The sequence below is a fragment of the Georgenia sp. Marseille-Q6866 genome (genome assembly GCF_965111665.1).
This window is the reverse complement of record NZ_CBCOOR010000012.1, coordinates 114,685-139,065: the sequence shown is the minus strand read 5'-3', so window position 1 is coordinate 139,065 and position 24,381 is coordinate 114,685. Positions and strand designations below refer to the sequence as shown.

The following is a 24,381-nucleotide window of genomic DNA, read 5'->3' as shown; positions in this document are numbered from 1 at the left end:
GAGCGAGCTCGGCGACCTCGGCGAGCTGCTCGCCGAGGTCCCCGAGCTCGCTCTCCGCGAGGGTGAGGCGGTCGGCCACCGCCCCCCCCCCGCCCCCCGCGGGCGCGACGGCGTGCGGCGCCCCCGCCCGCCCCGCCCCCGCGCGCGGGCGGCGCCGCGCCGCGGGGGCCGGGCCGGGGGCCGCGGCCCGCCGTGGGGAGGTGAATCCGCTCATCACTTGTACGTGGCGAGCAGGTACTGGTTGGCGAGCGGCGACCAGAGGTAGCCGTACTTCCACGACCCCGCCTTCCCGCCGAGCACGGTCCGGTTCTTGACGTAGTACCTGTTGTAGTCGGAGTACAGGGCGAGCTTCGACAGCTTGCTCTTGTTGGCGTAGATGTTCACGGTGATGGAGTACGACTGCGTACGCGAGGCGGAGACGCCGAGAGTGCCGGATGCGCCCTTCGCGGTCACCCCGATGCTGGCACTGAGCGTGGCGGACACCGTCGTCGACGAGGACCAGGCGTAACCCGTCGAGTACGCCCACGCCCCGGTGAGGTAGCGCACGAACTTCTTGTTGTAGCGCGTCGGCCCGGAGACCTTGACCGTCTCCTGGCGGACACCGCCGACACAGGCGATGCAGCTCGGGGTGGCCATCGAGCCGGCGCCGAGGACGCCTGTGACCGGGGTGCTCGTGGGGAGCGCGTCGAGATCGGCAAGGACCTCGGCCTCCGTCATGGTCTCGTAGACCTCGGTCGGGCCGGTGTACTCACTCACCGCACCGGCGTGCGGCAGCTCGAATGAGGAAGGCGGCTCCTGGACTGCCGTCGCAGACGTCGAGACGGCGGCCGTCGCGAGCATGGCAGCTGCAGCGACAGTGGCAAAAAGGCGTGTTCGAGCAAGGCGCATCGTAAGACCCCCAAGTGATGTCCGGCCCCCATTGGCCGAATCTTGAGGGAACAGTAGCGCTGCGCGAGCGTTGCGGACAGCGTTTGAGTCGACGAGTTTTCTGCATGGTCGGAGATGGTTCCGCGACACGTGCTCAGGCGGTGGTTCCCGATCCGGTAGCGCTCAGGCGGTGGTTTCCGATCCGGTAGCGGTCGCGCGACGACGCACACCGGCTCGGTCAGCAGCATGCGCGAGCATCGTGGGACGGCGGAGAAGGAGCCCTCCGTCCCACCGCCCGCGAGGACAAGCACCGTGGCATCCGCGCCGGCCTCCGCCTCAGGCAGGTCGCAGACGCGCCTCCTCGACCTGCAACGCAGTGCCGGTAACGCCGCCGTGATCCGGCTGCTCGCAGGACGCGAGCCGAGCGCCGCCGTCGTGCAGCGGGAGCACCTGTTCGCGAGCACGATGGAGATCGCGCGGCGACTGCTGAAGTCGCGCACCTTCCGGGTCTCGCAGGGCAGGGTCCGGGTGACGGCGAACGCGGCCTACGAGCAGCGGGGGACGCCGCCGGTGTCGGAGCGCGACTACCACGTGACCCTGGTGCAGGAGGGCGTGATACTCGACAGCGAGTACGGCACCGCGGCCTTCTCCCAGGGGCGTCCAGTCTCCCGGCAGTGGACCGACCTGCCCGACGGCGAGTACCACCTGATCATCTTCACCAACAACACCAACCCCTACCAGGTGCTCGTCGGGGACATCGTCGTCGAGCAGAGCGCTGGTCTCACCGGGGAGTCCGCCACCCAGGCGCCGCCCGGCCCGTTGGAGATCCTCCACACCGCCCTCGACGTCGCGGGGCTCGTTCCCGCCCTCGGCGCCGTCCCGGACGCGGTCAACGCGGGTCTCTACCTCATCGAGGGTGACTACGCGGCTGCCGGCCTCTCCGCCGTCGCCATCGTCCCGGTGTTCGGAGATGCGGCGACGGTCGCGCGGCTGGGCGGGCGCGCGGTGGTGCGGGTGTCGGGCGAGGCCGTCGAGCGGGTCGGCCGGGAGGGGATCGAGGCCGGCCTGCGGCGGGCGCGGGCGCACCCTGCCGTCGACCCGGACATCGCGGCTCGGGTGGAGCGGGGCATCGTCGAGGAGGCGGGCACCTCCACCGGACCGGCGCGCCGGCCCCGTCTCACGCCGCCGGGGACGCGTGGTGCTGCCGAGGCTGCGCGCCGCACCTTCGACGGGCTCCGCGACGCGTACGCCGCCCGTCTCGGTGTGCCCGCGGGCGGACAGGTGCACCACGCCGTCGAGCTGCAGGTCCTCGACAGGTACCCCGGGGCGTTCGTGGCCACGGAGCTCAACGACTTCGCCAACATGCGCGGTATCGCCACCGAGCTGCAGGGACGTCTCCAGCTGCACAACTCGGCCATCCGCCGTACTTGGGACCGCCACTACCGCGCTCTGGACAGTGAGATCGCCGCGCGCGGACTGCAGCCGGGCACGGCGGAGTACACCGACTATGCGCGGCGGTACCTCGATTCGGGACGGGAGGAGATCGACCACGTGCTCGGGCAGTTCTTCACCGAGTACCGCAGCGCCGTCGCCGCCGGAGTGCCGCCGCCCCGATGACGACGGCGGCGGGCATGTGCGTTCTCACCGTCTCGCCCGATCGCGTGGAATCTGGCGACGGCTGCCTTGCCGCGGGCCGCGATATGGCAGCAAATTCCTGGGTGCAAGATGATCACACGTGAGCTCGCCAGCGAGTTTGCGACCTACGACGGCGTCGCCGAGTTCGACCCGGGCCTCTACATGCTCTCAGCGGGCTGAAGCGCCAGCTCCGGCACGCGGGCTGAGCCCCGGTGGCGACGCCTGACGACAAGGCTGACTCCAGCCGACGCAGGCCGTCGCCGGCCGGCCTTGGCCGGCGACGGCCTGCGCCGGCTTCATGTCTACGCCGCAGCGCGTGCCACCGGCGGCAATGGCGCCAGGGCCAATAGGGATATGGCGTGGTGAGCCATGCTCGAAACGCCCCACAGCGACTCCAAGTCTCCTGCATGATGTGAGAGTTAGTCTCACGAACCAAGTACTGGAGTCACTTTGAGTGTCACATGGCCGAACCAGATCGTTGTAGATGTACCCTCCCTTGCTGATCTGTTGGCGATGCTGCAGGCGCCGCGGCTGAATCGTTACAACTTCGTGTGGCGGGGGGTTAGTGACATCGCCTATAGGTTGGACCCGGGGATCGTACGAAAGATTGCGAAGGATAAGTATAGTGACGCTGCTCAGGAGGTTACCGAGGAAGACGTAGCGGCTGCGGAGGAGCAATTGCTGCACGATGCACGTCTCAATGGTTTCCATCGGCTCGAGTCTGGCCAACTGTTGACGGATGACCAACTTCGAGCTCGCCTCCAGCATCAAGGTGCGGCTACGCGTCTGCTCGACGTGACCTCAAATGCCCTCATTGCGCTTTGGATGGCCACACATAACGAACGAAAAGACGACGATGTCGGGGCTCTGTTCGCTATAGATTGGACCGCTGACCGACCGGGTCCGCAGCCTGAAACAGTGGCGGAGATGGTGCAACATCCGCGCGTCACGTGGCTGTGGAAAGTTGGGATGGACGTCGACCCCAGAATCAGGTCTCAATCCGGTGCATTCCTCGTGGGCAGGGTGCCGGAGAGGGAGCCTGACAGGACTCGCTCGAGCCTTGCTCTCAACTTCCCCGACTATAACATCGCGCGTCTGTTCGCCGATGCGCCGGGTAGTGGAAATTATCCCGCGAGTCCAACCGTAATCTTCCGGCTGACTCGAGACGTTAAGGTCGCAGCCAGAGACTTCCTCAACCGTGTCGTCGGTATGAACCCAGCGACCATCTTCCCGGATATCGCTGGATTTGCGCAGGCACACAGCGCGTAGCGCCTCTCGGAGGACGTTGATCGGCCAACGCGAGGCGTCACTATCCTGACGCCTCGCGCTGTCGCCCCGACACCCGGCGCTTGGGCGCCACGACGTGCGCCAGCTCGATTCGCGAGCCCCAGGTTCGTCACCTCTCGCCCGGCGCGCTTCGCCGGGCGTCGCGTCAGGCGGTCGCCCCGACCCCCAGCACCACCCGCGCGATCACGCGCACCGCCTCGATCAGCTGGTCGAAGGACTCCTGGTAGACCTCGTCGGACCGCCGGTACGGGTCGACGACGTCGTCGAGCTCGGCCGGCACCTGTACCCGCTCGCGCGCCGCGAGCGGCACGAGAGCCGCCAGCCGCTCAGCGGGCCGGGCGCCCGGCCCGGCAGCGTCGTCCAGCTCGGCCGGGTCGACAGCCGCCGCCAGCCGTGCGAACTCTCGCAGCGTGAAGGCCCGCCGCACGGCAGCCGGCACGTGCTCGACGACGTCGGCCCGGTGCTGACGCGTCGCAGTCAGTACGAGGTCCGCCCCGGCGACGATCGGCTCGGTAACACGCCGCGCGGTGAAGCCGTCCGCTGACACGCCGGCCTGCTCGAGCAGCGCGACCATCGGAGGCTGGATCGGCTCGCCCACGAGCGCGCCGGTGCCGGCACTGTGGACGGAAGTCCCGCTGTCGGCGGCGAAGGCGGAGCGGAAGAGTCGCTCGATGGCGGGGGAGCGGCAGACGTTGCCCGTGCAGACGATGAGGAGCGTGAAGTCCTCACCTGATCGGTATGCCGCCATGGTCATCCCTTCCCGTCGCCAGTAGGACCGAGCCTACCGACATCATCCCTTGGCCCGATGGCGAGTCCGTCGCCGCAGGAGGAGACTTGTCCTCACCGGCTGCCACATCCCGGCGAGCCGGTGCAACGGTGCAAGGGGGCAGTGATGACTCTGTTCAACCCGTCGGGCGGCGACACCGACTTCGCCGAGGTCTGGCCTGGCGGCCACGAGCTGTCGGTCCTCGACACTCTCAGTGACGTCGTAGGCGTGTGAACCACCCACGACGACGTCTACCTCCGCTTCAGCTACAGCCCGGACGACTCGGACACGAGCACCCGGCGCGAGCGCGAGAGCGGTTACCTGCTGCCCGGCGTGCCGGCCTGGCCGCTGTGTCCCGAGCCGTGGTGGGGCGCCGGCTCGCGGACGTGGATCGCCCGCCAGCTCACCCGCCACTCCCACCTCGTCCACAGTGGCATCGAGCCGTGGCTCGTCACGGGGCAGGTGCGCGGGCGTGGACCGGACTGCGAGCCGCTCATCGCGCACCTGACACCGCTCGCTCGGGTGGGCCACAAGGCGCTGATCGAGGCGGAGGAGTCCTACGCCGCCTGGCAGACGCGCGCCTTTCGATCGCTCACGGGGTAGCACGACCGGATGGTTCAGGATGCCGTCGCAGGGTGCGCGGGCGGCCGGAATCATCGGATCCACACGCGAGGACGAGGGAAGCTCAACTTCGCTCGTGCCGAACTTCGTGCCTAGACCAGCACGCGTCGCGACTCCAGTACCACTCTGCTGATCGTCTCGACCGCCTCAACGATCTGGTCATAGGACTGTTCGTACGCCTCTTCAGACTGCCCGTAGGGATCGAGAATGTCGTCGAGCTCGATGCGCACCTCCGTGCGTCGAGCTGCGGCGAGGGGGACAAGCGCTTCGAGGCGCGCGGACAGGTCACCCTCCGGTGGGGCAGTGCTGTCGAGGTCTAGCGGCCTCACCAGCGCAGCAAGTCGGGCAAACTCACGCACCGTGAACGTGCGGCGCACCGCAGAGGGGAGGATCTCGACGACGTCGCCGCGCAGCTCTCGAGTGGCGGTGAGGACCAGATCCGCGTCCGCGAGCATCGGCCCAGTGACGGCCCGGGCAGCGAAGCTGTCGACGTTGCCTCCGTTCCGCTCGATCAGTCGCACCATCCGGGGCTGGGCCGGCTGGCCCACAAGAGCCCGGGTGCCGGCGCTGTGCACGGCGACGCCGTCGTCGCCCTCGCGGAACGCGGAGTGGAGCAGGCACTCGAGGGCGGGGGAGCGGCACACATTGCCGACACAGACGACGAGTACGGTGAAGTGCTCTCCCGAGCGGCAACCCATGATGCTGTCTCCTTCGTCGGCCGTCCCCATCCGGACATTAGTCCCAGCGCCCGGTCACCCTCCTACTTTTGAAGGATGAGACAGGGACGATAGTCGCAACGCTCGGCGGCTCACTCCGGGTGAGGACCGGAGTGAGCCGCCACGGAGCAGCGGCAGACAGACTGGGAGATGGGCCTGCATGACGTCGCTGCCAACCCCCGCGCGAACGGTGAATCACCCGTCATTCGGGCAGCGGTGCGGCCCTCCTACCCGTAGCCTCCAGTCAATCGCGGGCGGACATGACCACGGCAATGGAGGCTTGCATGTCTGCACTGGTACGTCCGCCGCGCGCCCATCGTCCCGAGGGGGACCATCCGCGTCGGCGACAGCGACTCCGTCGATGGGGGACGGGGATCGTCATGGTCATGGCGATCTCGCTGCTGCCCCAGCTGCCCGCCCTCGGACACGCGAGCGACCTCGACCTTTGGGTGAGCGCGAACGCAAGTCGTTCGGGATCGGTCGCCCTGAGCGGCGCCGCCATCGACGGCAACGCCTACATCTACCTGCCGACGGACCCGGCCATCGAGAAGGTCGAGTTCTGGCTCGACGACGCCGCGATGAGCGGGTCACCGCGCCAGGTGGAGCGTGAGGGCCCGTACGACTTCGCCGGAGGATCCGCGACGACGGCCAACCCGTTCAGCACGAGCACGGTGGTCGATGGGCCGCATGCCATCACCGCCCGCGTCACCGCCACGGACGGCCACGTCGAGGTGGTCGAGGTGAACTTCACGGTCGGCGAGCCGGCCGTTCCGCCACCAGCCGAGGAGCCGCCGCCGGCGCAGGGCCCGATCCTGCGCATCAACGCGGGAGGCCCGACCGTGACGACCGGAGGCGTCACCTGGCAGGCCGACACCCACTTCTCCGGCGGGAAGTCCTACTCCAACTCCAGCGTGTCCGCGATCAGCGGCACGACGGACGACGTCCTGTACCGGACGGAGCGCAGCGCCACGACGAACCTCGGCGGGTTCTCCTACGCGATCCCCGCACCGGTGGACGGCCCGTACACGGTGCGGCTGCACTTCGCGGAGATCTACTGGGGAGCCACGGGTGGCGGAGCGGGCGGCTCGGGCAAGCGCGTCTTCGACGTCAACATCGAGGGCGGCCCGGTCGAGCTCGACGACTACGACATCGTCGCCTCCGTCGGTGCCATGGCCGCCCAGATCCAGACGTTCACCACCACGGTCACGGACGGCTCCCTGAACCTCGCCTTCACTGCCTCGGTCGACCAGCCCAAGATCTCCGCCATCGAGGTGGTATCGCCGACGCCGACCCCCACCCCGGATCCGGACCCGGAACCCCCAGCGGAGGGCACGACCCTGCGCATCAACGCCGGTGGCCCGGCCGTCACGACCGGCGGCGTCGCCTGGCAGGCGGACACCCACGTCGCGGGCGGCAAGTCCTGGGCCACGAGGGCCGCCACCCCGATCGGCGGGACGAACGACGACGTCCTCTACCGCACCGAGCGGAGCGCCACCCAGAACCTCGGCAGCTTCTCCTACGCGATCCCCGCGCCACAGCAGGGGACGTACACCGTGCGGCTGCACTTCGCCGAGATCTTCTGGACGGCCAACGGCAAGCGGGTCTTCGACGTCAACATCGAGGGCGGCCCGGTGGAGCTGGACGACTTCGACGTCCACGCCGCCGTCGGCGCGAACGCCGCCACGGTCCGGACGTTCACCCCGACCGTGACGGACGGCACGCTCAACATCGCCTTCACAGCCTCGGTCGACCAGCCGAAGGTCTCCGCGATCGAGATCGTCTCTCCGGGCGGCACCACCCCGCCGCCGGACGAGGAGCCTCCGCCGCCGGACGAGGAGATCCCGCCGTCCCCGCGGGACCCGTCGCTGTTCTTCTGGGACAGCAGGGCCACCTCGCCGATCGGCCGGTCGGAGAGCCAGGGCACAGCCGTCGGCACGAAGGTGTACCTCTTCGGCGGCTTCCACACCGGCACGACGACGACGGCCCGCAGTGACGTCTTCGACACCGTGACCAACACGTGGTCGCGCCTGCCGGACATGCCGCAGCAGCTCACGCACTCACCGGTCGTCGCGGACGGCAGGACGATCTGGCTCGTCGGCGGGTACAACGGGAACCACCCCGGTGGCTCGACACGCAACGTGTGGAAGTTCGACACGGAGACGCTCACGTGGTCCGCGGGACCGCAGCTGCCCGCAGCGCGGGGAGCCGGCGGGGCGACCATCGTCGGACGGAACCTGCACTTCTTCGGTGGGACCAGCCGCGTCCAGGGCTCCACCGCCGATCCCGACCAGCCCGACCACTGGGTGCTCAACCTCGACGGCGGTACGACGTGGCAGGCCCGGGCGCCTCTGCCCAACCCCCGCAACCACCTCGTCGGTGCGACGCTCGAGGGCAAGGTGTACGCCATCGGCGGGCAGCACAACGAGAACGAGAACACCGGCCTGCAGTCCGACGTCCACCGGTACGACCCGGCGACGAACGCGTGGACGAAGGTCGCCAGCCTGCCGGTCGCGCGCAGCCACACCGCCGTCGTCGTCCGTGACGGCTCCATCGTCGTCCTCGGTGGCACGAACCCCGGGAACGTCGCGAGCCGCTACGTGACGGCCTACCACCCCGACGAGGACGTGTGGACGAACCTGCCTCAGCTGCCCGCCGGCCGGAAGACCCCGGTGGCCGCGATGGTCGGGGACGTCCTGTACCTCACCACCGGCAGCCACGCGGTGACGAACTGGACGGGCCGCTTCGCCGACCGGTGGGAGAGCGGTCCGCCGCTGCCCGTGTCCATCGGAGAGGTCGCCGGCGGGATCATCGGAAAGAGCCTGTACATGATCGGGGAGAGCAACAAGGCGACGGCGGCGCTGGACCTGTCGACGGGCACCTGGCGCTCCAACCTCGCGGTGCGGCCTTTCCAGGGGCACCACCATGCCGCCGAGGTGGTCGACGACCGGCTGTTCCTCATCGGCGGGCTGGGCGGGGGATCCGCGGGGAAGGTCCAGATCTACAACCCGGCGACGAACACCTGGACGCTCGGCGCGGACATGCCGTTCGCGGCCGGGTCGAGCTCCACGGCGGTCATCAACGGCAAGATCTACGCTGCCGGCGGCATCATTGGCTCGTCGACGACGACCCGCAGTGCCGTCTACGACCCGGCGACGAACTCCTGGACCGAGATCGCGCCCATGCCCCAGGGCCGCAACCACGCGGCGTCGACGACGGACGGCTCCAAGCTCTACGTGGCCGGCGGCCGCGGCCCGGGCAGCGGGGACGCGAACGTCGTCGCCAACGGGTTCGACAACCTCCAGGTCTACGAGCCCGCGACGAACACGTGGCGATCCAGCTCGACGCCCGGCTCCGGGCTCGCGCCGCTCCCGCAGGCACGCGGCGGGATGGGCAAGGCCGTCTGGTACGACGGCGAGATGTACGTCATCGGCGGTGAGACGCAGAATGGGGCCGGTGCCACGGCGCAGCGGGTCTACAACCGCGTGGACATCTACAACCCTTCGACGAACACGTGGCGGCTGGGCACGCCGATGCCGACGGCCAGGCACGGGATCTTCCCGCTCCTGGTCGGCAACCGGATCGTCGTCGCCGGGGGAGGCGTGACGGCGGGGTTCTCGCACTCGACGGTGGTCGAGACGTACAACCCGCGCTGATCGTGAGGAGGCGGCCCATCGGTGTCGGCGGGCCGCCTCTCCACGCGCGCCGCGACACATGATGGAATGCCCCTGTGACGGACAACTTCCCCAGCTGGCTCGAGGACGACGGCGGTTCCGCCACCCAGGGCCCGCGCCCTGGCACCGGTACGGGTGCGAGCACCGCCGACGACGGCGGTTCGTCGCGTCGTCGGCGTGGCAAGAAGCGCCGCAGCCGCACGGTGCTGGCGCTCGTCGTCGTCGGGGTGCTCCTCGGGCTCGTCGCCCTTCTCGTCGTCTTCGCGGTGCAGGCGCGCGCCGCGTACACCGAGCTGCGGGCGGCGATGCCCCAGGTGTCCGAGCTGCGCCAGCAGGCACTGAGCGGAGAGACCGATGCCGCGGACACCACTGCGGCCGAGCTGCGGGAGCACACGAGCGCCGCCCGCGACGCCGTCGCAGGCCCGCACTGGGCGGTCGCGGCGAAGCTGCCGTGGGTCGGCCCTAACGTCACCGCCGTCCGCACCGCCACGGCCGTGGTGGACGACCTCGCGGCCGACGCCCTTCCCGACCTCGTCGCCGCGACGGACGCCGTCGACCCCGCCCGGCTCGCCCCGCAGGACGGCCGGATCGACCTCGCGCCCTTCGCCGAGGTGGCTCCCCGCGTCGTGGCCGCCAACGACGCCGTCCTGGCGGGCCGCGACCGTCTCGACTCGGTCGACACGGACGAGCTCGTCGATCTGCTCGGTGACCAGATCGGCAACCTCAAGGGCCAGGTCGACGAGCTGGCCGGCCTCACCGCGACCGCGTCGCGCGCGGTCCAGCTCATCCCGCCGATGCTCGGCGCCGACGAGCCGCGCGAGTACATCTTCATGGTGCAGAACAACGCCGAGCCGCGTGCCACCGGCGGCCTCACCGGGGCCTTCATCCTGCTCCGGGCCGACGACGGCGCGATCGAGCTCGTCGAGCAGCGCTCGGCGTCCGAGGTCGGGTACTTCGGCGACGGGGCGCTCGAGCTGACGGAGACGGAGGTGGCCCTCTTCGGCACCCAGCTCGCCCGTTTCCCGGGCAACGTCACCGCGACGCCCGACTTCCCCCGCAGCGCCGAGATCATCCGGGCGATGTGGGGCGAGGGCGTGGGTGGAGAGGTCGACGGCGTGCTCGCCCTCGACCCGGTCGCCCTCGGCGCACTCCTCGAGGCCACCGGGCCGATCGGACTCGACGACGACGTGCTCGGCGCCCTCGGCGTCCCGTCGGAGATGTTCGACGGCGACCCCCAGCTGAACGCCGACAACGCCGCCGACATCATGCTCAACGGCGTCTACCGGTACATCGAGGACACAGGCGCCCAGGACGAGTTCTTCGAGTTTGCGGCAGCGGAGATCTTCTCCGCCGTCATGGACGGGGAAGCCGCTCCCGCCGCCACCGTCGCCACTCTGGTGCAGGCAGCGGATGAAGGGCGCCTGCTGGTCTGGTCGGCGCACGAGGAGGAGCAGGAGCTCCTGAGCGGGACCATGCTCAGCGGTGAACTCCGCGGCGACGATGGCCACGGCGCTCCCGTCGTCGGCGTCTACGTCAACGACGTCAGCGGCGCGAAGATCGCCTACTACCAGCGGATGGAGGTGGAGATGGAGGCGCAGCAGTGCCACGCCAACGGCAACCAGGACCTCACGCTCACCATCACGCTCACCTCTGACGCCCCCGAGGACGCGGCCGACCTGCCCGCATCTCTCGTGGGGGACGGCGATGCCGTCGAGGAGGGCGACATGCGGTCCAACCTCCTCGTCTACGCCCCCACCGGTGGGCGCATCACCGACATGCGGGATCCCGAGGGCACGGTCGACGCCTTCCCGCAAATTCACGGCGGCCAGGTGGTCGCCGCCCGCCGCATCTATCTCAGCCCGGGAGATTCCGTCACCACTCAGGTCGACATCACGACGGGCCCGGGCTTCACTGAAGACGCGGCTCTGCGAATGACGCCAGGGCCTGGGGATGAGAGGTTCATCTCTTCCGCGTTGACATGTCGACAGTAGCCGATAATCTGTACCGGACCGATCTACCGACACGGTCCTGACGACCCATTGGGGGATACACCATGATCCGACGCGCTCTTGGCGGCCTGCTCGCGGCCGCTCTGCTCGTCTTTGCACCGACCGCGGCTTTCGCTTACGACCTCGACGAGTTCGATGCCGCCATCTCCACCGTGAACCCGGCTCCCGGCGAGGGCTTCAACGTCACCGTCGAGGCGCCCTCCGGCACCGACGTGACCCTCACGGTGTCCTCCGACGCTGTCGAGGACGACGACATCCAGATCGCCGGCACCAAGTCCCTGACCAAGACCTCCGTCGACGGCGCTGCCGTCTTCACCGTCACCCTCTCGGAGGAGGCGGTCTACGAGATCGTCGCCACCGACCCTGACGGCCGCGTCATCGAGCGCTTCGTCGTCACCGCCGGCGACGGCGGCACGACTCCGGGCGACGACGCTGATGGCGACGACAACGACGGCGCTGCCGGCGGCGACACGGACGGCGCCGCTGGCCCGTCCCTGCCCGAGACCGGTGCGACCGCCACCCCGCTCATCATCGGCGGCGTCGTGCTGCTGCTGGTCGGCGCTGCGGCTCTCTTCCTCGCTCGTCGCGGCAAGGTCACTGCCTGACGCCCCAACGTCACGACCGTCTTCGAAGGGTCCCTGCGAGTGATCGCAGGGGCCCTTCGGGGTGTCTGAGGAGGATGATGAAGCTGGTCGGACGCAGACGGCGCGCTGCGCGGCGCCTCGCGGCTGCGGGCATGCTCATCGCGGTGCTCGGCGGATGCAGCGCGACATCCACGGAGGCGCCGTCTGACGCGCCGACCACCCTCGATCCAGACTCCTACGCGACCGAGCTCGTCGAGCTGACGAACGAGACCCGCGCCGAGGAAGGCCTCGAGGACCTCGAGCTCTCCCGGTGTGCCCGCGAGGCCGCTCTCGAGCGTGCCGCAGCACTCGTGGGAGATGAGGAGCTCGTCCACGCCCCGCTGACGCCAGTCATCGACGCGTGCGCGCCGCTGACCACGGCAGCCGAAAACCTCGTCAACAGCACCGCGGCGCCGATTGACGTGGTGGAAGCCTGGCTCGGCTCGCCCGGTCACCGTGGCAACATCGTCGACCCCGATCTCACCGAGATCGGGATCGGCTGTGTGCCCGATGGGCAGAAACTGCTCTGCTCTCAGGTGTTCCTCGGCCCCTGACCGGCTGCTCGCCCCGGTCCGGAGTTGCTCATCCGTCCTGCTTCCTAAGGTGGAACTCGTGCCGTCTCGCCATCGCCGCTCCTGGTCCGTCGCCGGACTGGGAGCGTTGATCGTTCTCAACGTCGTCCTCATCGGCCTCCTCGTTCTGCGCCCGGTTCCGGTCGTCGATGACGAGCGTGCGGATCTCGGCCGGCCGACGGTGACGGAATCGGAGACGCTGGAGAAGCAGGAGCCCGCCGAGCTGCCGACTGACAGTGGTGAGACGGCACAGACGAACCCAGCCGAGCGTCTCATCGTCAATGCTGACGCCGTGACCGCGTGGCGAGTCGAGGTCGGGCAGTGTGACGATCCGGCGGCCATGGAGCGCACGACGGATGGCGGAGAGACTTGGGAGGAGATCCCGGTCGACCTCGGTCCGATCAGCCGTGTTCGTGTCCTCGGGCCGCAGACGCTCTTCGCCATCGGGGGAGGGGAGGACTGCCAGCCGACCTACGTGTCGTCATCCAGCGGCGGCTCGAGTTGGCTCACGAGCGACGAGTACCTCGAGGGCTCCTGGTATCTGCTCCCCTCGGACAGATCCACCATGGCCACGCCGGTGGGAGAGGTGGAGACGCCGTGCGAGCAGATGGGCCTAGCGGCCCGCAACGCAACGGACGCCGCGGTGCTCTGTGCCGACGGCACACTGGCCCTGACGGCCGATGGTGGAGAGACCTGGGACGGAAGCGCGGCCACCATCGCCGCCTCAGCGATCGGCGTAGCCGACGAGGGCTACGTGCTCGCTGGTTCGCACGAGAGCTGTGAGGACAGCGTCGCCGTGGCCCTGCTGGCGTCCGACGGCGAGGCGCTGGACGAGCCGTCGTGCGCACCGTCGAACGCAGGCTCGCTTGCGGTGTCCGGCGCCGCGGGCACGGTGTGGCTCTGGGCCGCTGACGAGGTTTACGTCTCCACCGACAGCGAGCAGAGCTGGTAGCTCAGCGACGCGACGCCGAGAGCCGCTCCCCGGGCCAGGTCGAGCGCTTGGCGTGAGTGGGCTGCGGAGCAGACGCACGACGAGTCGTACGCGCCGCGGAGACGCGCGAACCGGTGAGCGTGGGGTCCTCGCTGCTGTAGTACTCGTAGGCGTAGCGGTCGCGGTCCTTGCGCTGCGCCTTGTTGAGCACGATGCCGAGCACGTGAGCGTCGACCTTGACGAGGGCCTCGAGAGACGCGCGGAGCTGAGGCTTCTGCAGACGATCCGCACCGGCCACGACGAGCGTCCCACCCACGAGTTTGCTGAGGATTGCCGCATCGGTGACGGGCAGCAGTGGCGGGCTGTCGACCAGGACGACGTCGTACGTTCCCGCGAGATCTGCGAGGAGGCGAGACATCGCCCGGGAGCCGAGCAGCTCGCTGGGGTTCGGGGGAATCTGTCCGGACGGGAGGATGTCGAGCGAGGTCCCCTGCCACGGCTGGACGACGTCCTCGACATTCGCCCGACCGATGAGCACGGTCGTGAGACCGACGCGGCCTTCGAAGCCCATGTACTTGGCGACAGAGGGACGGCGCAGGTCGGCGTCGATGAGGATGACCTTTGCGCCGGCGTCGGCCAGCGAGGCCGCAAGGTTGATGGCGGTGGTCGTCTTGCCCTCACCCGGCACGGATGAGGTAACGACGATCGAGCTTGGACGGTCCCCGAAGTCCACGAATTGGAGGTTGGTCCGCAGCCGGCGAACTGCCTCAGCCCGTGCGCCCATGGAGTCGTCGTGCATGAACACGGGATGATCGGTCGCGGTGGGGTCGATGGGAACGGTCGCGAGGGGCGACACGTCGGTAACCGCTGAGATGTCATTCTCGTCCCGAACCTTCGTGTCGAGAATCTGTCGCAGTAGGGCGACGCCGACGCCCAGCAGGAGGCCCAACACAAGTCCCAGGGCCAGGTTCCGCATCGTGTTTGGCGAGGAGGAGGACTCGGGGACCTGAGCTTCGCTGAGCATGGTGGCGCGAACCGTCTCAGTACCGTCCGGCCGCTCGGGCGAGAGGCCGCCGACAGTGGACGCGAGCTGGTCAGCGACGGCGTTGGCGAGGTCGCGGGCCAGGATCGGATCCTCGTCCGTAGCCGAGATCACGAGAATGGTTGTGTCCGCTGCAACGGTGACGCTCAGGGCACCGGCCAGGCTCGTGGCGTCACGATCGAGCCCGAACGACTCTGCCACTGGATCCAGGACGATCGGAGACTTGGCGACCTCGGCGTACGAGGACATCTGCTTCTCCGTGAAAGTGGAACCCTGAGCGAGGTCGGAGACCGACTCACCGCCCTGCACAGCGAAGAACATCCGGGTGGAGGAAGTGTACTGAGGCGTCATCGCCAGTGTTGCCGCGGCGGTCGCGGCCAAGGTGACGAGGGTCACGACGGCGACCGTGAGCCAACGGGCTCGAAGCGTCCGCAGGTAGTCGCCCAGTTCCATTCATTCCCCCGCATTTCGAGTTCGACAGTCGAGGTGCATCCTCCCACACGCGGCGATGAAAGCCAGGGGCACCGAAGTCTGGCGAAGGTGCCACCGTGCGGGCCGGTGCCGACATGACGCGGCGACGTGCGCTGATGATCAGGCGGGTTAGCAGCGCGTGGAGGCCGGCGAACCGAGCACCCGTCGGTGCTCAGAGAAGAACCGCCGTCGAAGAGCGTCGAGCGCAGGGCTCCATCCGGGTATGTGCCCCTCGCTCAACGCTGACTCCACCAGGCGCGACACCGCTTCGACGGTGGGACGGCCGCTACCTAAGACGAACCGTTCGGCTCCGATCGACTCGGCGAAGTCGTACGCCTTCGGCCGGTACCCCAGGTGAATGAAGGGGACTCCCATGTTCGCCGCGGCGATCGCGCCGTGGAGTCGTTCGGAGATGACGAGTGCAGATGTGCGAAGGAGGTCAACGACACCGTCGACATCATGGTGCGCCACGACCCGGCTCGGTCGTACGCCGTGGTCGGCCAGACGCCGAATTGTCGCCCCAGTGTCGCCTCGATCCATCCCGAAGGCGGCGAGGGTGTAGCCCGCCCTCGCGAGCTCTGCCGCCGACTGGGCGATGGCATCGCGCCAGCCGGGCACGCCGTCGAGCGTCACCTTCACGTCGGTGAGGTTGACGCTGATCACTCGCTGCCTACTGCCGTCCGAAGCCTGCCTACGGAGAGGTACGCACAGCGCTGGGTCTCCGACCACTTCGCTGGCGATGCCGAGGTCCGCCAGCGCGTCTTGGCTGCGGGGGCCCCGCACACCGATGTATGTGGCTTGCTCAAGCAGCTCGCGCCACATGGAAATGCCGCTGTCCGTCACACGTGCGGCGTGTGCGCCGAAGCCTCGCTCCTCGACGCCCGGCCCGAAGATGACGAGCCGGTCGTGCTGGACGGAATCAAGGGTGGAGCGCAAGCGCGCCGCCCAGCCATCCAGTCCGACAAGCGTGCCGCCCCCGAGAAGAATCGTGTCAGCGTGGGCGTGTCGAAGCGCAAGGACCCGGCGTGACGGTCCGAGGAGCGGTAGCGCCGCGATGCGGGTTCCCCTCATGGCCTGTCGGTGTGCCATCAGCATGAGTTCGTCGCCGACGTTTCCTTGATGGACCCAGCCGAGGTAACCGACGTGTGGGGCTCCACGTAGGACCCAGCCGGTGAGGGATCGGTCGCTCCAGATGGACCGCATCAAGGAGGCAGGGCCTCCGAACCGTCGTAGCGGGTCAAACACTATGGTCGCCTCCATATGCCGCACTTCGACGCCCTAGGGCGCCCTTGAGATAGCCGTACCCGGTGAGGACCCACGCCTCGTTCGAGGGCTGCGCGGGCTCAGCCCTCAGTCGTGAGGCAACCCATTTCACTGATCCGGCAACAATGCGTCCCACACCCTGCACCAGAGAGCGTCCACGGTGGCCCTCTCGACTGTAGATCGTTGCCCAGATCTCGCCCTGGCGCACTATCCGTTGCCGCACCCAGTCCCGTTCAGCGCGTGTCGGGGCGACGGCCTCTGTCACGCGCACGTCCTGGAGTTGACGGATGCTCACGCCATGGGCGGCGAACTTCCGGAAGAAGTCGGAGTCTTCTCCGCCCAGCTGACCGAACAAGGGGTCGAACTGGGGCACCCCTGATCGTATCCATGCTCGCCGGGGGATGAGGACGTTCCCAGTTCCAGTGGAAGCCACCAGCGATCCGTGATTCTTGGTCCGCTTGCTCTCGTACCAGGCTCGCGCGTAGCGGTCGGCGTCGGTCGGCACGGCGTATGCGACGTATCCCGACAGGATGTCGTTCGGCCACCGCCGGTGCGCCCTGACATACCCCTCGAACCAGCCAGCCTCTAGCGCCTGGTCGTCATCGACGAAAATGAGGGCGTCGTACTCCTCTCCGAAGTGAGCGAGGACGTGGTTGCGCACATGGCTGACGCCGGGCCGGTTCTCGACTTCGTAACGGATGGCGGCGTCCTTACCAACGGAGTGTGTCACCTCCTTGGCGGAACTTTCGGGATCGTTGTCTACAATGACGACGTCCACGGTGATGCCCATCGAGCGTGCGTTCGCCGCTGTGGTCGTCAACTGTTCCAACAGTGCCCGTAGCGACCAGGGGCGCCGGTAGGTGGGGACGCCGACCAGGATCCGGAAACTTGAGTCTGTCGTCATGAGTATCGCTTCTTCAGGAGCAGGACGAGAAGGAACTGCAGGAGGTACACCACCGTTATCCCGACAGCTGCCCCATTGGCACCCCAGAGGACCGCACCTATTGGCACGAGCACCAGCGTGGTCGCTGCGAGGATCACGCCGAGCCGGGCGATGTCTCTTTCGTGGCCCAGCCCTTGCATGACGCCGCTGAGGTAGCTCCCCGGGATGTTGACGGCGAGACCGACGAGAAGGATACGCAGAGGTGTCACAGAGCCCAGGTACTGCTCACCCACCACGAAAACCACGAGAGGCTCGGCAAGTACGCCGATGAGCGCCAGGCCAGCTGTCGACAGGACCGTCACGCGGATGACGACGGTGCGCAAGGCCCGCAGTTCTGCATGATCATGACGGCTCGCGGCAGGCAGCGCGACGTTGGATAGAGAGGAAGCGGCGATCTTCAGCGGAGCGGATACCCGCGAGGGCAGGCTAAAGAGCCCCGCTTGTAGTGGGCTCGAGAAGAGAGACACCAGAGTGACGTCCATCGAGCGAACCTGTGCCGACATCGACGCGACCCAGTAATGCCGTGCCCGGACACGCATGTCTCGGTCAAGAAGGGTCGACGATCTGCGACCGTATGACGGCAATCTCCTGTATAGAAGCCAGAGCGTCACCGACGCGACAACGGTTGCACTCGCGAGAAAGGCGACGACGGGGTCCATCACAAGCATCGCAACGAGGAAGAGCACCAGCGCGGCGAACCTGTTCCCGGCCAAGATTGCGAGTTGCAGGGTCGACCGGCCCTCGGCGAGTGCGATTCCCAGACCGCCGCGGATCTCCTTCTCAAACCACTGCCACCCGACCATGAGGACCGACCACGCTGGAAGCCAGCCCGACCAGGTGGCCACACTGAGCGCGGCCGCCTGGGCCACGCTGACCGCGGTGGTCTGCCGGCGCTGCAACGACATCGTCGACATCGAGTCGTCTCGGAGTTCTGTCCTGGCATGCAGGCGCACAGCGAGAGTCTGGTATCCGCGGTCCGAGAGGGTCGTTACGGCGGTGACGACGGCCAGGATGGCAGCGAACGTGCCGAATTCGGCGGGTCCGGCCGACCGGCCTAGAAGAGCAAGTGCCACAGCGGTGAGGGCGGCTGAGGCCACCCGCGACGCGAGGACGACCGTGTAACTGTTCCGCTTCTCTGTCAACGCGTCTCCACGGCCCTTCCCGAGCCTGCCCGTCGCTCACCGCTGGGGGCGTGGGCAACTTTTGCGCGTAGGCAATCCTCGCGCTGAGCGACAACGAGCGCTACGAGGATGGCGAGGAGTGAGAGGTTGACCGTTAGTCCTCCGAGCAGTAGCGGCGTGCCGAACGTGAGTCGTCCGGCGAAGGCGAGAGCAGGGGCGATGAGCAGCCCACCGGCCGGACCCATGTAGGCGCCGGCGTAGAACGCGATGATGACGACGACGAGGCCGACTGCTATCGCGCCGGTGAGCCCTGAGCTGGCCAAGCTTTCCATAATCTGACTGTGGGCGTTACGTAGACCAAGTAGCGATACGCGCCGGTCGTCAGCCGCCTCTGCGTAAACTCCGGGCCCCTGACCAACGATGGGACTCTCGACAAAAAGCTGAAGGGCAAGCTGCCAAGCTGACAGGCGCCCGGTGGTGAAGACGTTAAACGCCGCGCTGTTGGTCCAGACGAGATAGAGCGGCGCGAGGTACATCGACAGCGCAGCCACGACGGCCAGCGCGCCCGCACGAACGCTCGGTCCAGCCTGTGGGCGTTTGCGGATGGCGACGAGGATCAGACCGCCTATGACCGCGAGCCCGATTGGCGTCCGTGCCTGCGTCCAAAGGAGGAGTGCAGCACCGGCGATGACATAGAGGCGTGATCGCCGCTGCGGCGAGGCCACCTCGGTGAATATTGAGATGAACAGGTAGAGGGCGAGATAGTTGGGCCCGGAGAATGGTCCGGTGACCCGCGATGAGATTCCGAAGAAGCTCCGGTCCACGGATTCCTGGGGAACGAAGGCGACTGCGGGGTCCACGACGATGAGGATGAGGGTCGCGATAGTGACGATTCGGAGAGGCCCGCGGATCGAGGTGAGGGTCTCCGACATCGTCCGCGAACTCACCGTCAGCGCCGTGAGGCAGGCGACTGCCGCGATGATCCCGAGTAGGGAGTCGGTTGTGCCCAGATAAAGCACGCTCGCGGCCGGCGGAGTACCGAGGAGGATCGCAAGGGCGATCGCCAACCCCCACCCGGCCCGACCGCGGAGCGTCGACATGAGGATGACGGCGCTCAAACCCAGAGCAAGGAGATGAGCGAAGTTTGCGAAATAGGGCTGCAGAGTCGCGAGCCCCGCGCTAACGCCAGGACGGGAGGATTCGTAGTACCACGAGTAGTACACCAGGCCGTAGCCCGCTGGGTAGAGCAGCACGAGGGTCCACAGCGCGCGTACCGCGCCCGGTGTCGTGGGCCGACCGGAGCGTTGCACCGTGATCGCGAGAACCGCTAACCACACGGCGGCGGTCAGGAGCAGGAGCACGTAGAGCATCTATTCCCGCCCGTACTCGAGGTGGTAACGCCCTCGGATCGCTCGGAGAAATCCTCGGCCACGGCAAAAGAGGACCATGCTGTGACGCCGGTACTTGGGTGCTGCGAGGAGGGCCACCGGCGCCGACGCGAGACCAGCGGCGAGGTAGAGTACGCCCTCGGCCGCGAGGCGGGCCGGCGAGTCCCGCTGCAGCCGCACACGAGCCATGACCTCGCCGCCACGGGTGTACCGCCGGAGCAACCATCGAAAACTCAGGCGTTCAGGCTGCACGCTCTCACTGACGACGGCATCCGAAGACCAGACGAGTCGAGCTCCCCGCTCGCCGACAAGGCGGCCGAAGAACTCGGTGTCACTGCCACCTGTGAACGAGTAAGTGCTCGAGAACCGTAGGTCGGCATTGGCCGTGAGGAACGAGCGCCGGACGAGGACGTTTCCGCTCCCCGGTAAACCGGATCGATCACCCGTCGGGCGCACCCGCCGCTGGTAGAAGTCCCCCGAGCGGAGCCAAGCCGGAGCAGATTCGGGAACCACGCTCATCACCGGACCACCGACTAGATCGGCCTCATACGCGTTGGCAACGGAGACGAGGTCACCCAGCCAGCGTTCGGAGACGAACTCGTCGTCGTCCAGGAAGGCAATAGCGTCGTCGGTCTCCTCCAGAAGGTCAAGGCAGCGATTGCGCGCCGCAGCGATCCCCGGCTCGGTCTCGAGGCTGTACTCCGCCTCGCAGGGGTGTTGGGCGACGACGGCTTCGGCGGACCCGTCAGAGTCGTTGTCGACGACGGCCACCCGGAACGGCGTCGTGGCCTGCATGCGGTGTAGCGAGTCGAGCATCGCGGCGAGGCTCTCGGGCCGCTTGTACGTGATGACTGTCACGAGAACGGTGTGAATTGCGCGTGACACTACTTCGCACCTCCTGCCGCCTGGGTTAGGACCGCCTCGAGTTGGGCGAAGTGGTCGTCTCGACGGAAGTGGTCGGCGAGCGTGCGAGCCTCCGCGCCGGCGTTGGTCAGCACGGCTGGACTGCCCGACGCGATCGACCGGAAGATCGTCGCGGCGTCTGTGGGGTTGCGGCTAAGGCGCCAGCCGGCACCGGCTGCGGCGGAGATCTCCGTCAGCCAACCGCCGTGGTTGAAGAAGATGGGTCTGCCGGCCGCGTAGGCGTCGAAGACCTTATTGAGGGAGTTCGCCTCGAGCCCGCGATAGTCAGCGAGCGTGGAGAGCACGCCATCGGCAGCTGCCAGGAGCGTGGGAACTTGCTCCTTCGGCACCTCGCCGAGCAGTCGAAGATTGGTCAGGCCGTAGGTGGCGATGGCGTCGTCGAGAACTGCTCGGCCTCGACCGGTGCCAGCAACGACGACCGCTACAGGCAGGTCCGTGATCTCTCGGCAGAAGTCGCCGAGCCAGCCGACGTCATAGCTCTCGCCCAACGAGCCGACGTACACGAGCATGATCGAAGCGGACGGCTCCAGAGCCTGGCGGTACGCTTGGGCCTGAGATGGTGCGACCGTGAAACTGGAAATGTCGGCCGAGTTTGGAATGACGCTCACAGCCGCCTCGGGAGCCACGCTTACGACCCCGTCACGCATGAGAGGGGAGAGCGCAACGACGTGGTTGGCGTGGCGGTAGGCGGCACGTTCGAGTAGTTCAGCGAACTTCTTCGCGACCGGGTTCCGCAGGTAACCCATTTCGATGGGTACCCTCGGCCACAGGTCTCGGACCTCGAACACATAGGGGGTCCGGCGCAGTTTGGATGCGATGATCGCGGGTACCGCGACGGTTAGTGGAGTGCTGGAGGCAAAGATGACCTCCGCGCCCATCTGAGTTGCGGCCAGCGTAGCGCGGGCCATGAAGGTGATGAACGACGCCACTCGCGCAGGTGTCGACATCTCGTTCCGGTAGGTCGAACGAAGCTGTACGACCTGCACCGTGCCAATCTCGTATCGGCTGTTGTCGTCGCCCGCGCAGATAACGGTCACCGAGTGGCCAGCTGACGCTAGACGGCGGGTGAACTCCCACGGGCGGCTGCCACCCGCTTGGTCGGGGCGCCGGAAATGCTGGTGAATATACGTGATGCGCACGCTTCAGCTCCTCACTTGCGGCCGACGGTACGCGGGGAAGAAGCCCTCAATGGTGTCGCTCCCGCTGAGTTCCCGGTACCGGGCGGGATTCGTTATCATCCGGAGGGTGCAATAACCCAAGAGGGTGTCCCCGAAGCCTTGCTTGAAGTGGAGGAGCCGGTCGTCTCCGGCACCTCGACCTCCGCCGAGGTGCAGATGCGTGTAGGCGCCCGCGAGGTTGCTCACGATGACGTGGTCGAGAATTGCTTTCGACGGCTGGAGGTGCAAGTACTCGGCTCGGGTGGCTGAGAAGTGGTAGTGGATCCGGCGCGAGGATCGCGAGATAAGAAAGAGCGAGGCGCCGAGGGTCGCGGTGCCGAGCCGCGCACGGGCCAGCATGAGGTCGGGGCCCAGACGGTCGCGCAGGCTCTCAAAGTAGGTAAGGGGCAGGCGGTAGTAGTCGTCCGCGTCCAGCCGCTCCATCGTCTCAGAGTAGATCGCATGGAACTCGCCGACGTCAGCGTCGAGCCCGGACGTGGTGACGACGCGCACGCCTTCCTTTGTGGCCCGTCTGACATCGTATCGGTGCCCTTTCCGGATGCTGGCTCGGTACTCCTGCTCCGTCCGTTGCAGGTCGACTGCCACCGTTGTGCCAGTCCTTTGAAGGTAGCCGGGTCCGGGCGGTGGGTCGTCGAGGGGATTAAGCCTGCCGAACACAGTGACGCACCCGGCGGCTTCAAGGAATGCGGGGGCTGCCTCTAGGACTGAACCGAGGAACGCCGGTGCCGCCGCCTCGGAGAGAACGTAACCGGGGTATCCGTACGGCGAGACGGCATCCCAGAACTCGCTCTCGACCGATCGACGGACGAACGGGAAGATGAAGTCGTCGCGGCCATCGGTCGCATGTAAGGCCAAGGGCTCTCCGCGGTCGAGCTGGGCATGGACCTCGCACCACTCCGGACGTTGATAGACGTCGTGGGGCGCATGTCCGACTGCTCGCGCCCACGCGGGGTCAGAAGGGCCAACGATCGAGAAGGCGATGGTGGCTGGAGTGGCGGGCATCATCTGTTGTTGCTCCGTCCGCTTCGGTATCGCGTATAGGTGGCCAGGACCCGCGAGTGGTCAGGCGCGAAGTCGTGGCCGTGGTCGATCAGTAGAAGTTCTCGCACGGCGGGAAACGACCTCTGGACGAGTCCACTGACTTCTGCAGACGTGAAACTAACGCGGTCGTAGAGTCGCGCGGTGTGGTCGCCCAGAAGGCCGACCTTTAGCGGGTCGCCGGTGGGCATGATGATGGAACTCATGGAAAAGCCGAACCTTGCGTGGGCGGCACTCCGCCCGCCCTTCGGAGGTTCGGTATCGATGGGTGTGACCGCACGGAGCAGCCACTGACCTTTCGTGGCGGGCTCAAAATGATGCTTCGCGTACAAGCGGCGCGCGGCAGGGTTGGTGTCGAACGCGTCAAGCCCGGTCGCCTCCGGAGCGAACCGAGTTACCGCAGCGAGCAGTTCAGACCCGAGGCCCTGTCCACGCGCTCTCGGAGCAACGCAGAGGTAGTTGAGGAACACCGCGTCGGACGAGTTGAGCTGGTACTGGGCGTAACCGAGGATCTCCTCCTCGTCGAGGACGACGTCGTGCTTGGACGGGCCGGACGTGATCATCTCGGCAAGCCAGCATAGGGCGCCATGCTGACCGTACGGTGAGTACGGCAGGACGGGCGAGGGGAGACATTCCTTGCGGATGAGTTCGAGGATGGCAGGGGCGTGCTCTGGCCGGGCGGGCTCGATCTTCATTGCGGCGCACCGATCCCGCGCTCGACGTCGAGGTCGAGCATCTGCCCGCGGGGATCCGCCGCAAAACCTGATCGGGTAAGGGCGACCTGGACAGTGCGTGCCAGGATGCGTGCGTCGAGGAAGATGTTCCAGCCATCGACGTATGCAACGTCATGAGAGAGTCGGTCGTCCCAACTCGCCTCGTTACGCCCGTTGACCTGGGCGAGACCCGTCAGTCCCGGTCGGGCTTCGAAGCGGCGTAGCTCTTTCGGTGTGAAGTACGCGGTGTAGCGGGGAAGCAGAGGTCGCGGGCCGACAAGACTCATTTCCCCCCTTAGTATGTTTACCAGCTCAGGGAGTTCATCGATGCTGGTAGACCGCATGAACCGGCCGAGCCGCGTCAATCTCTCGTGATCGGGCAGCAGCTGGCCCTCATGGTCTGTTGCGGACGACATCGTCCGGAACTTGAGTAGCACGAATGGGCGGCCTTGCAGGCCGTGCCGTTCTTGCCGGAACAGAACAGGTGCGCCCATGGTCACCCGGATGCCGACGGCGCATACCAGCAGGACGGGCGACAGAACGATGAGGCCCGCCGAAGCGGCGATAGCATCCGCGATGCGTTTCGCCATGCTGCCAGCCGG

Annotated in this window: 21 protein-coding genes and 1 pseudogene; 8 read left to right on the top strand and 14 right to left on the bottom strand. The window is 67.5% G+C overall.

The features are described from left to right. The coding region (locus tag ACWPXV_RS11755) for a hypothetical protein (protein ID WP_454085399.1) at nucleotides 1-214 on the bottom strand (214 nt) is incomplete at its 3' end. Beyond that, nucleotides 214-756: a hypothetical protein gene (locus tag ACWPXV_RS11750; protein WP_454085398.1), complete on the bottom strand. Its 543-nt coding sequence runs from the start codon at nucleotides 754-756 to the stop codon at nucleotides 214-216. The genes ACWPXV_RS11750 and ACWPXV_RS11755, both read right to left, overlap by 1 nt. 423 nt (nucleotides 757-1,179) lie before the next feature. On the opposite strand from ACWPXV_RS11750, the gene ACWPXV_RS11745 reads away from it, so the two are divergent. After that, entirely contained in the window at nucleotides 1,180-2,484 is a 1,305-nt protein-coding gene (locus tag ACWPXV_RS11745; protein WP_454085397.1) for a hypothetical protein, read from the top strand. A gap of 531 nt (nucleotides 2,485-3,015) precedes the next feature. After that, on the top strand, nucleotides 3,016-3,771 hold the full coding sequence (locus tag ACWPXV_RS11740) for an FRG domain-containing protein (protein WP_454085405.1): 756 nt from the start codon (nucleotides 3,016-3,018) through the stop codon (nucleotides 3,769-3,771). Between the two features lie 163 nt (nucleotides 3,772-3,934). On the opposite strand, the gene ACWPXV_RS11735 is transcribed toward ACWPXV_RS11740, so the two are convergent. Next, nucleotides 3,935-4,537: an arsenate reductase/protein-tyrosine-phosphatase family protein gene (locus ACWPXV_RS11735; protein WP_454085396.1), complete on the bottom strand. Its 603-nt coding sequence runs from the start codon at nucleotides 4,535-4,537 to the stop codon at nucleotides 3,935-3,937. Between the two features lie 267 nt (nucleotides 4,538-4,804). Between ACWPXV_RS11735 and ACWPXV_RS11730 the strand changes: the two are divergent. After that, nucleotides 4,805-5,158: pseudogene (locus ACWPXV_RS11730) on the top strand (DUF6098 family protein); the annotation flags it as partial. 110 nt (nucleotides 5,159-5,268) lie between these two features. Here the strand turns inward: ACWPXV_RS11730 and ACWPXV_RS11725 are convergent. Continuing rightward, a complete protein-coding gene (locus ACWPXV_RS11725) occupies nucleotides 5,269-5,904 on the bottom strand; it encodes an arsenate reductase/protein-tyrosine-phosphatase family protein (RefSeq protein WP_454085395.1) in 636 nt (211 codons plus the stop codon). 374 nt (nucleotides 5,905-6,278) lie between these two features. Between ACWPXV_RS11725 and ACWPXV_RS11720 the strand changes: the two genes are divergently transcribed. The 5 genes from ACWPXV_RS11720 to ACWPXV_RS11700 all read left to right on the top strand — a co-directional run bounded on the left by ACWPXV_RS11720 (nucleotide 6,279) and on the right by ACWPXV_RS11700 (nucleotide 13,719). Next, nucleotides 6,279-9,545, top strand: a complete 3,267-nt coding sequence (locus ACWPXV_RS11720) for a malectin domain-containing carbohydrate-binding protein (RefSeq protein ID WP_454085394.1) — start codon at nucleotides 6,279-6,281, stop codon at nucleotides 9,543-9,545. 74 nt (nucleotides 9,546-9,619) lie between these two features. Then, nucleotides 9,620-11,554, top strand: coding sequence for a DUF4012 domain-containing protein (locus tag ACWPXV_RS11715; protein ID WP_454085393.1), 1,935 nt, complete (start codon nucleotides 9,620-9,622; stop codon nucleotides 11,552-11,554). A 62-nt stretch (nucleotides 11,555-11,616) separates the two neighbouring features. Further along, entirely contained in the window at nucleotides 11,617-12,177 is a 561-nt protein-coding gene (locus tag ACWPXV_RS11710; RefSeq protein WP_454085392.1) for an LPXTG cell wall anchor domain-containing protein, read from the top strand. A 74-nt stretch (nucleotides 12,178-12,251) separates the two neighbouring features. Next, complete coding sequence (locus tag ACWPXV_RS11705) at nucleotides 12,252-12,749, top strand: CAP domain-containing protein (protein ID WP_454085391.1); 498 nt, start codon at nucleotides 12,252-12,254, stop codon at nucleotides 12,747-12,749. Nucleotides 12,750-12,855: 106 nt separating this feature from the next. Further along, the gene (locus ACWPXV_RS11700; RefSeq protein ID WP_454085390.1) at nucleotides 12,856-13,719 is read left to right on the top strand and encodes a hypothetical protein; all 864 of its coding nucleotides are present in this window, start codon (nucleotides 12,856-12,858) and stop codon (nucleotides 13,717-13,719) included. A gap of 1 nt (nucleotide 13,720) precedes the next feature. Here ACWPXV_RS11700 and ACWPXV_RS11695 read toward each other — a convergent pair whose 3' ends face one another. From ACWPXV_RS11695 to ACWPXV_RS11650, 10 genes are all read right to left on the bottom strand, one after another. Next, nucleotides 13,721-15,193, bottom strand: coding sequence for a polysaccharide biosynthesis tyrosine autokinase (locus tag ACWPXV_RS11695; RefSeq protein ID WP_454085389.1), 1,473 nt, complete (start codon nucleotides 15,191-15,193; stop codon nucleotides 13,721-13,723). Between the two features lie 147 nt (nucleotides 15,194-15,340). After that, complete coding sequence (locus ACWPXV_RS11690; protein ID WP_454085388.1) at nucleotides 15,341-16,471, bottom strand: polysaccharide pyruvyl transferase family protein; 1,131 nt, start codon at nucleotides 16,469-16,471, stop codon at nucleotides 15,341-15,343. Beyond that, nucleotides 16,449-17,378, bottom strand: a complete 930-nt coding sequence (locus tag ACWPXV_RS11685) for a glycosyltransferase family 2 protein (protein ID WP_454085387.1) — start codon at nucleotides 17,376-17,378, stop codon at nucleotides 16,449-16,451. Before ACWPXV_RS11685 ends, ACWPXV_RS11690 begins: the two co-directional genes overlap by 23 nt. Continuing rightward, a complete protein-coding gene (locus ACWPXV_RS11680; RefSeq protein ID WP_454085386.1) occupies nucleotides 17,375-18,559 on the bottom strand; it encodes a lipopolysaccharide biosynthesis protein in 1,185 nt (394 codons plus the stop codon). The genes ACWPXV_RS11685 and ACWPXV_RS11680 overlap by 4 nt, the downstream gene beginning before the upstream one ends. After that, nucleotides 18,556-19,908, bottom strand: a complete 1,353-nt coding sequence (locus ACWPXV_RS11675; protein ID WP_454085385.1) for an O-antigen ligase family protein — start codon at nucleotides 19,906-19,908, stop codon at nucleotides 18,556-18,558. Before ACWPXV_RS11675 ends, ACWPXV_RS11680 begins: the two co-directional genes overlap by 4 nt. Then, entirely contained in the window at nucleotides 19,909-20,784 is an 876-nt protein-coding gene (locus ACWPXV_RS11670) for a glycosyltransferase family 2 protein (RefSeq protein WP_454085384.1), read from the bottom strand. 26 nt (nucleotides 20,785-20,810) lie between these two features. Then, nucleotides 20,811-21,989 carry a glycosyltransferase family 4 protein gene (locus ACWPXV_RS11665; RefSeq protein WP_454085383.1) on the bottom strand — a complete coding sequence of 393 codons (1,179 nt, stop codon included), beginning with the start codon at nucleotides 21,987-21,989 and terminating at the stop codon, nucleotides 20,811-20,813. Nucleotides 21,990-21,992: 3 nt separating this feature from the next. Further along, the gene (locus ACWPXV_RS11660; RefSeq protein WP_454085382.1) at nucleotides 21,993-23,033 is read right to left on the bottom strand and encodes a GNAT family N-acetyltransferase; all 1,041 of its coding nucleotides are present in this window, start codon (nucleotides 23,031-23,033) and stop codon (nucleotides 21,993-21,995) included. Further along, nucleotides 23,030-23,761, bottom strand: a complete 732-nt coding sequence (locus tag ACWPXV_RS11655; protein WP_454085381.1) for an N-acetyltransferase family protein — start codon at nucleotides 23,759-23,761, stop codon at nucleotides 23,030-23,032. Before ACWPXV_RS11655 ends, ACWPXV_RS11660 begins: the two co-directional genes overlap by 4 nt. Further along, complete coding sequence (locus ACWPXV_RS11650) at nucleotides 23,758-24,369, bottom strand: sugar transferase (RefSeq protein WP_454085380.1); 612 nt, start codon at nucleotides 24,367-24,369, stop codon at nucleotides 23,758-23,760. Before ACWPXV_RS11650 ends, ACWPXV_RS11655 begins: the two co-directional genes overlap by 4 nt. Nucleotides 24,370-24,381 lie beyond the last annotated feature (12 nt).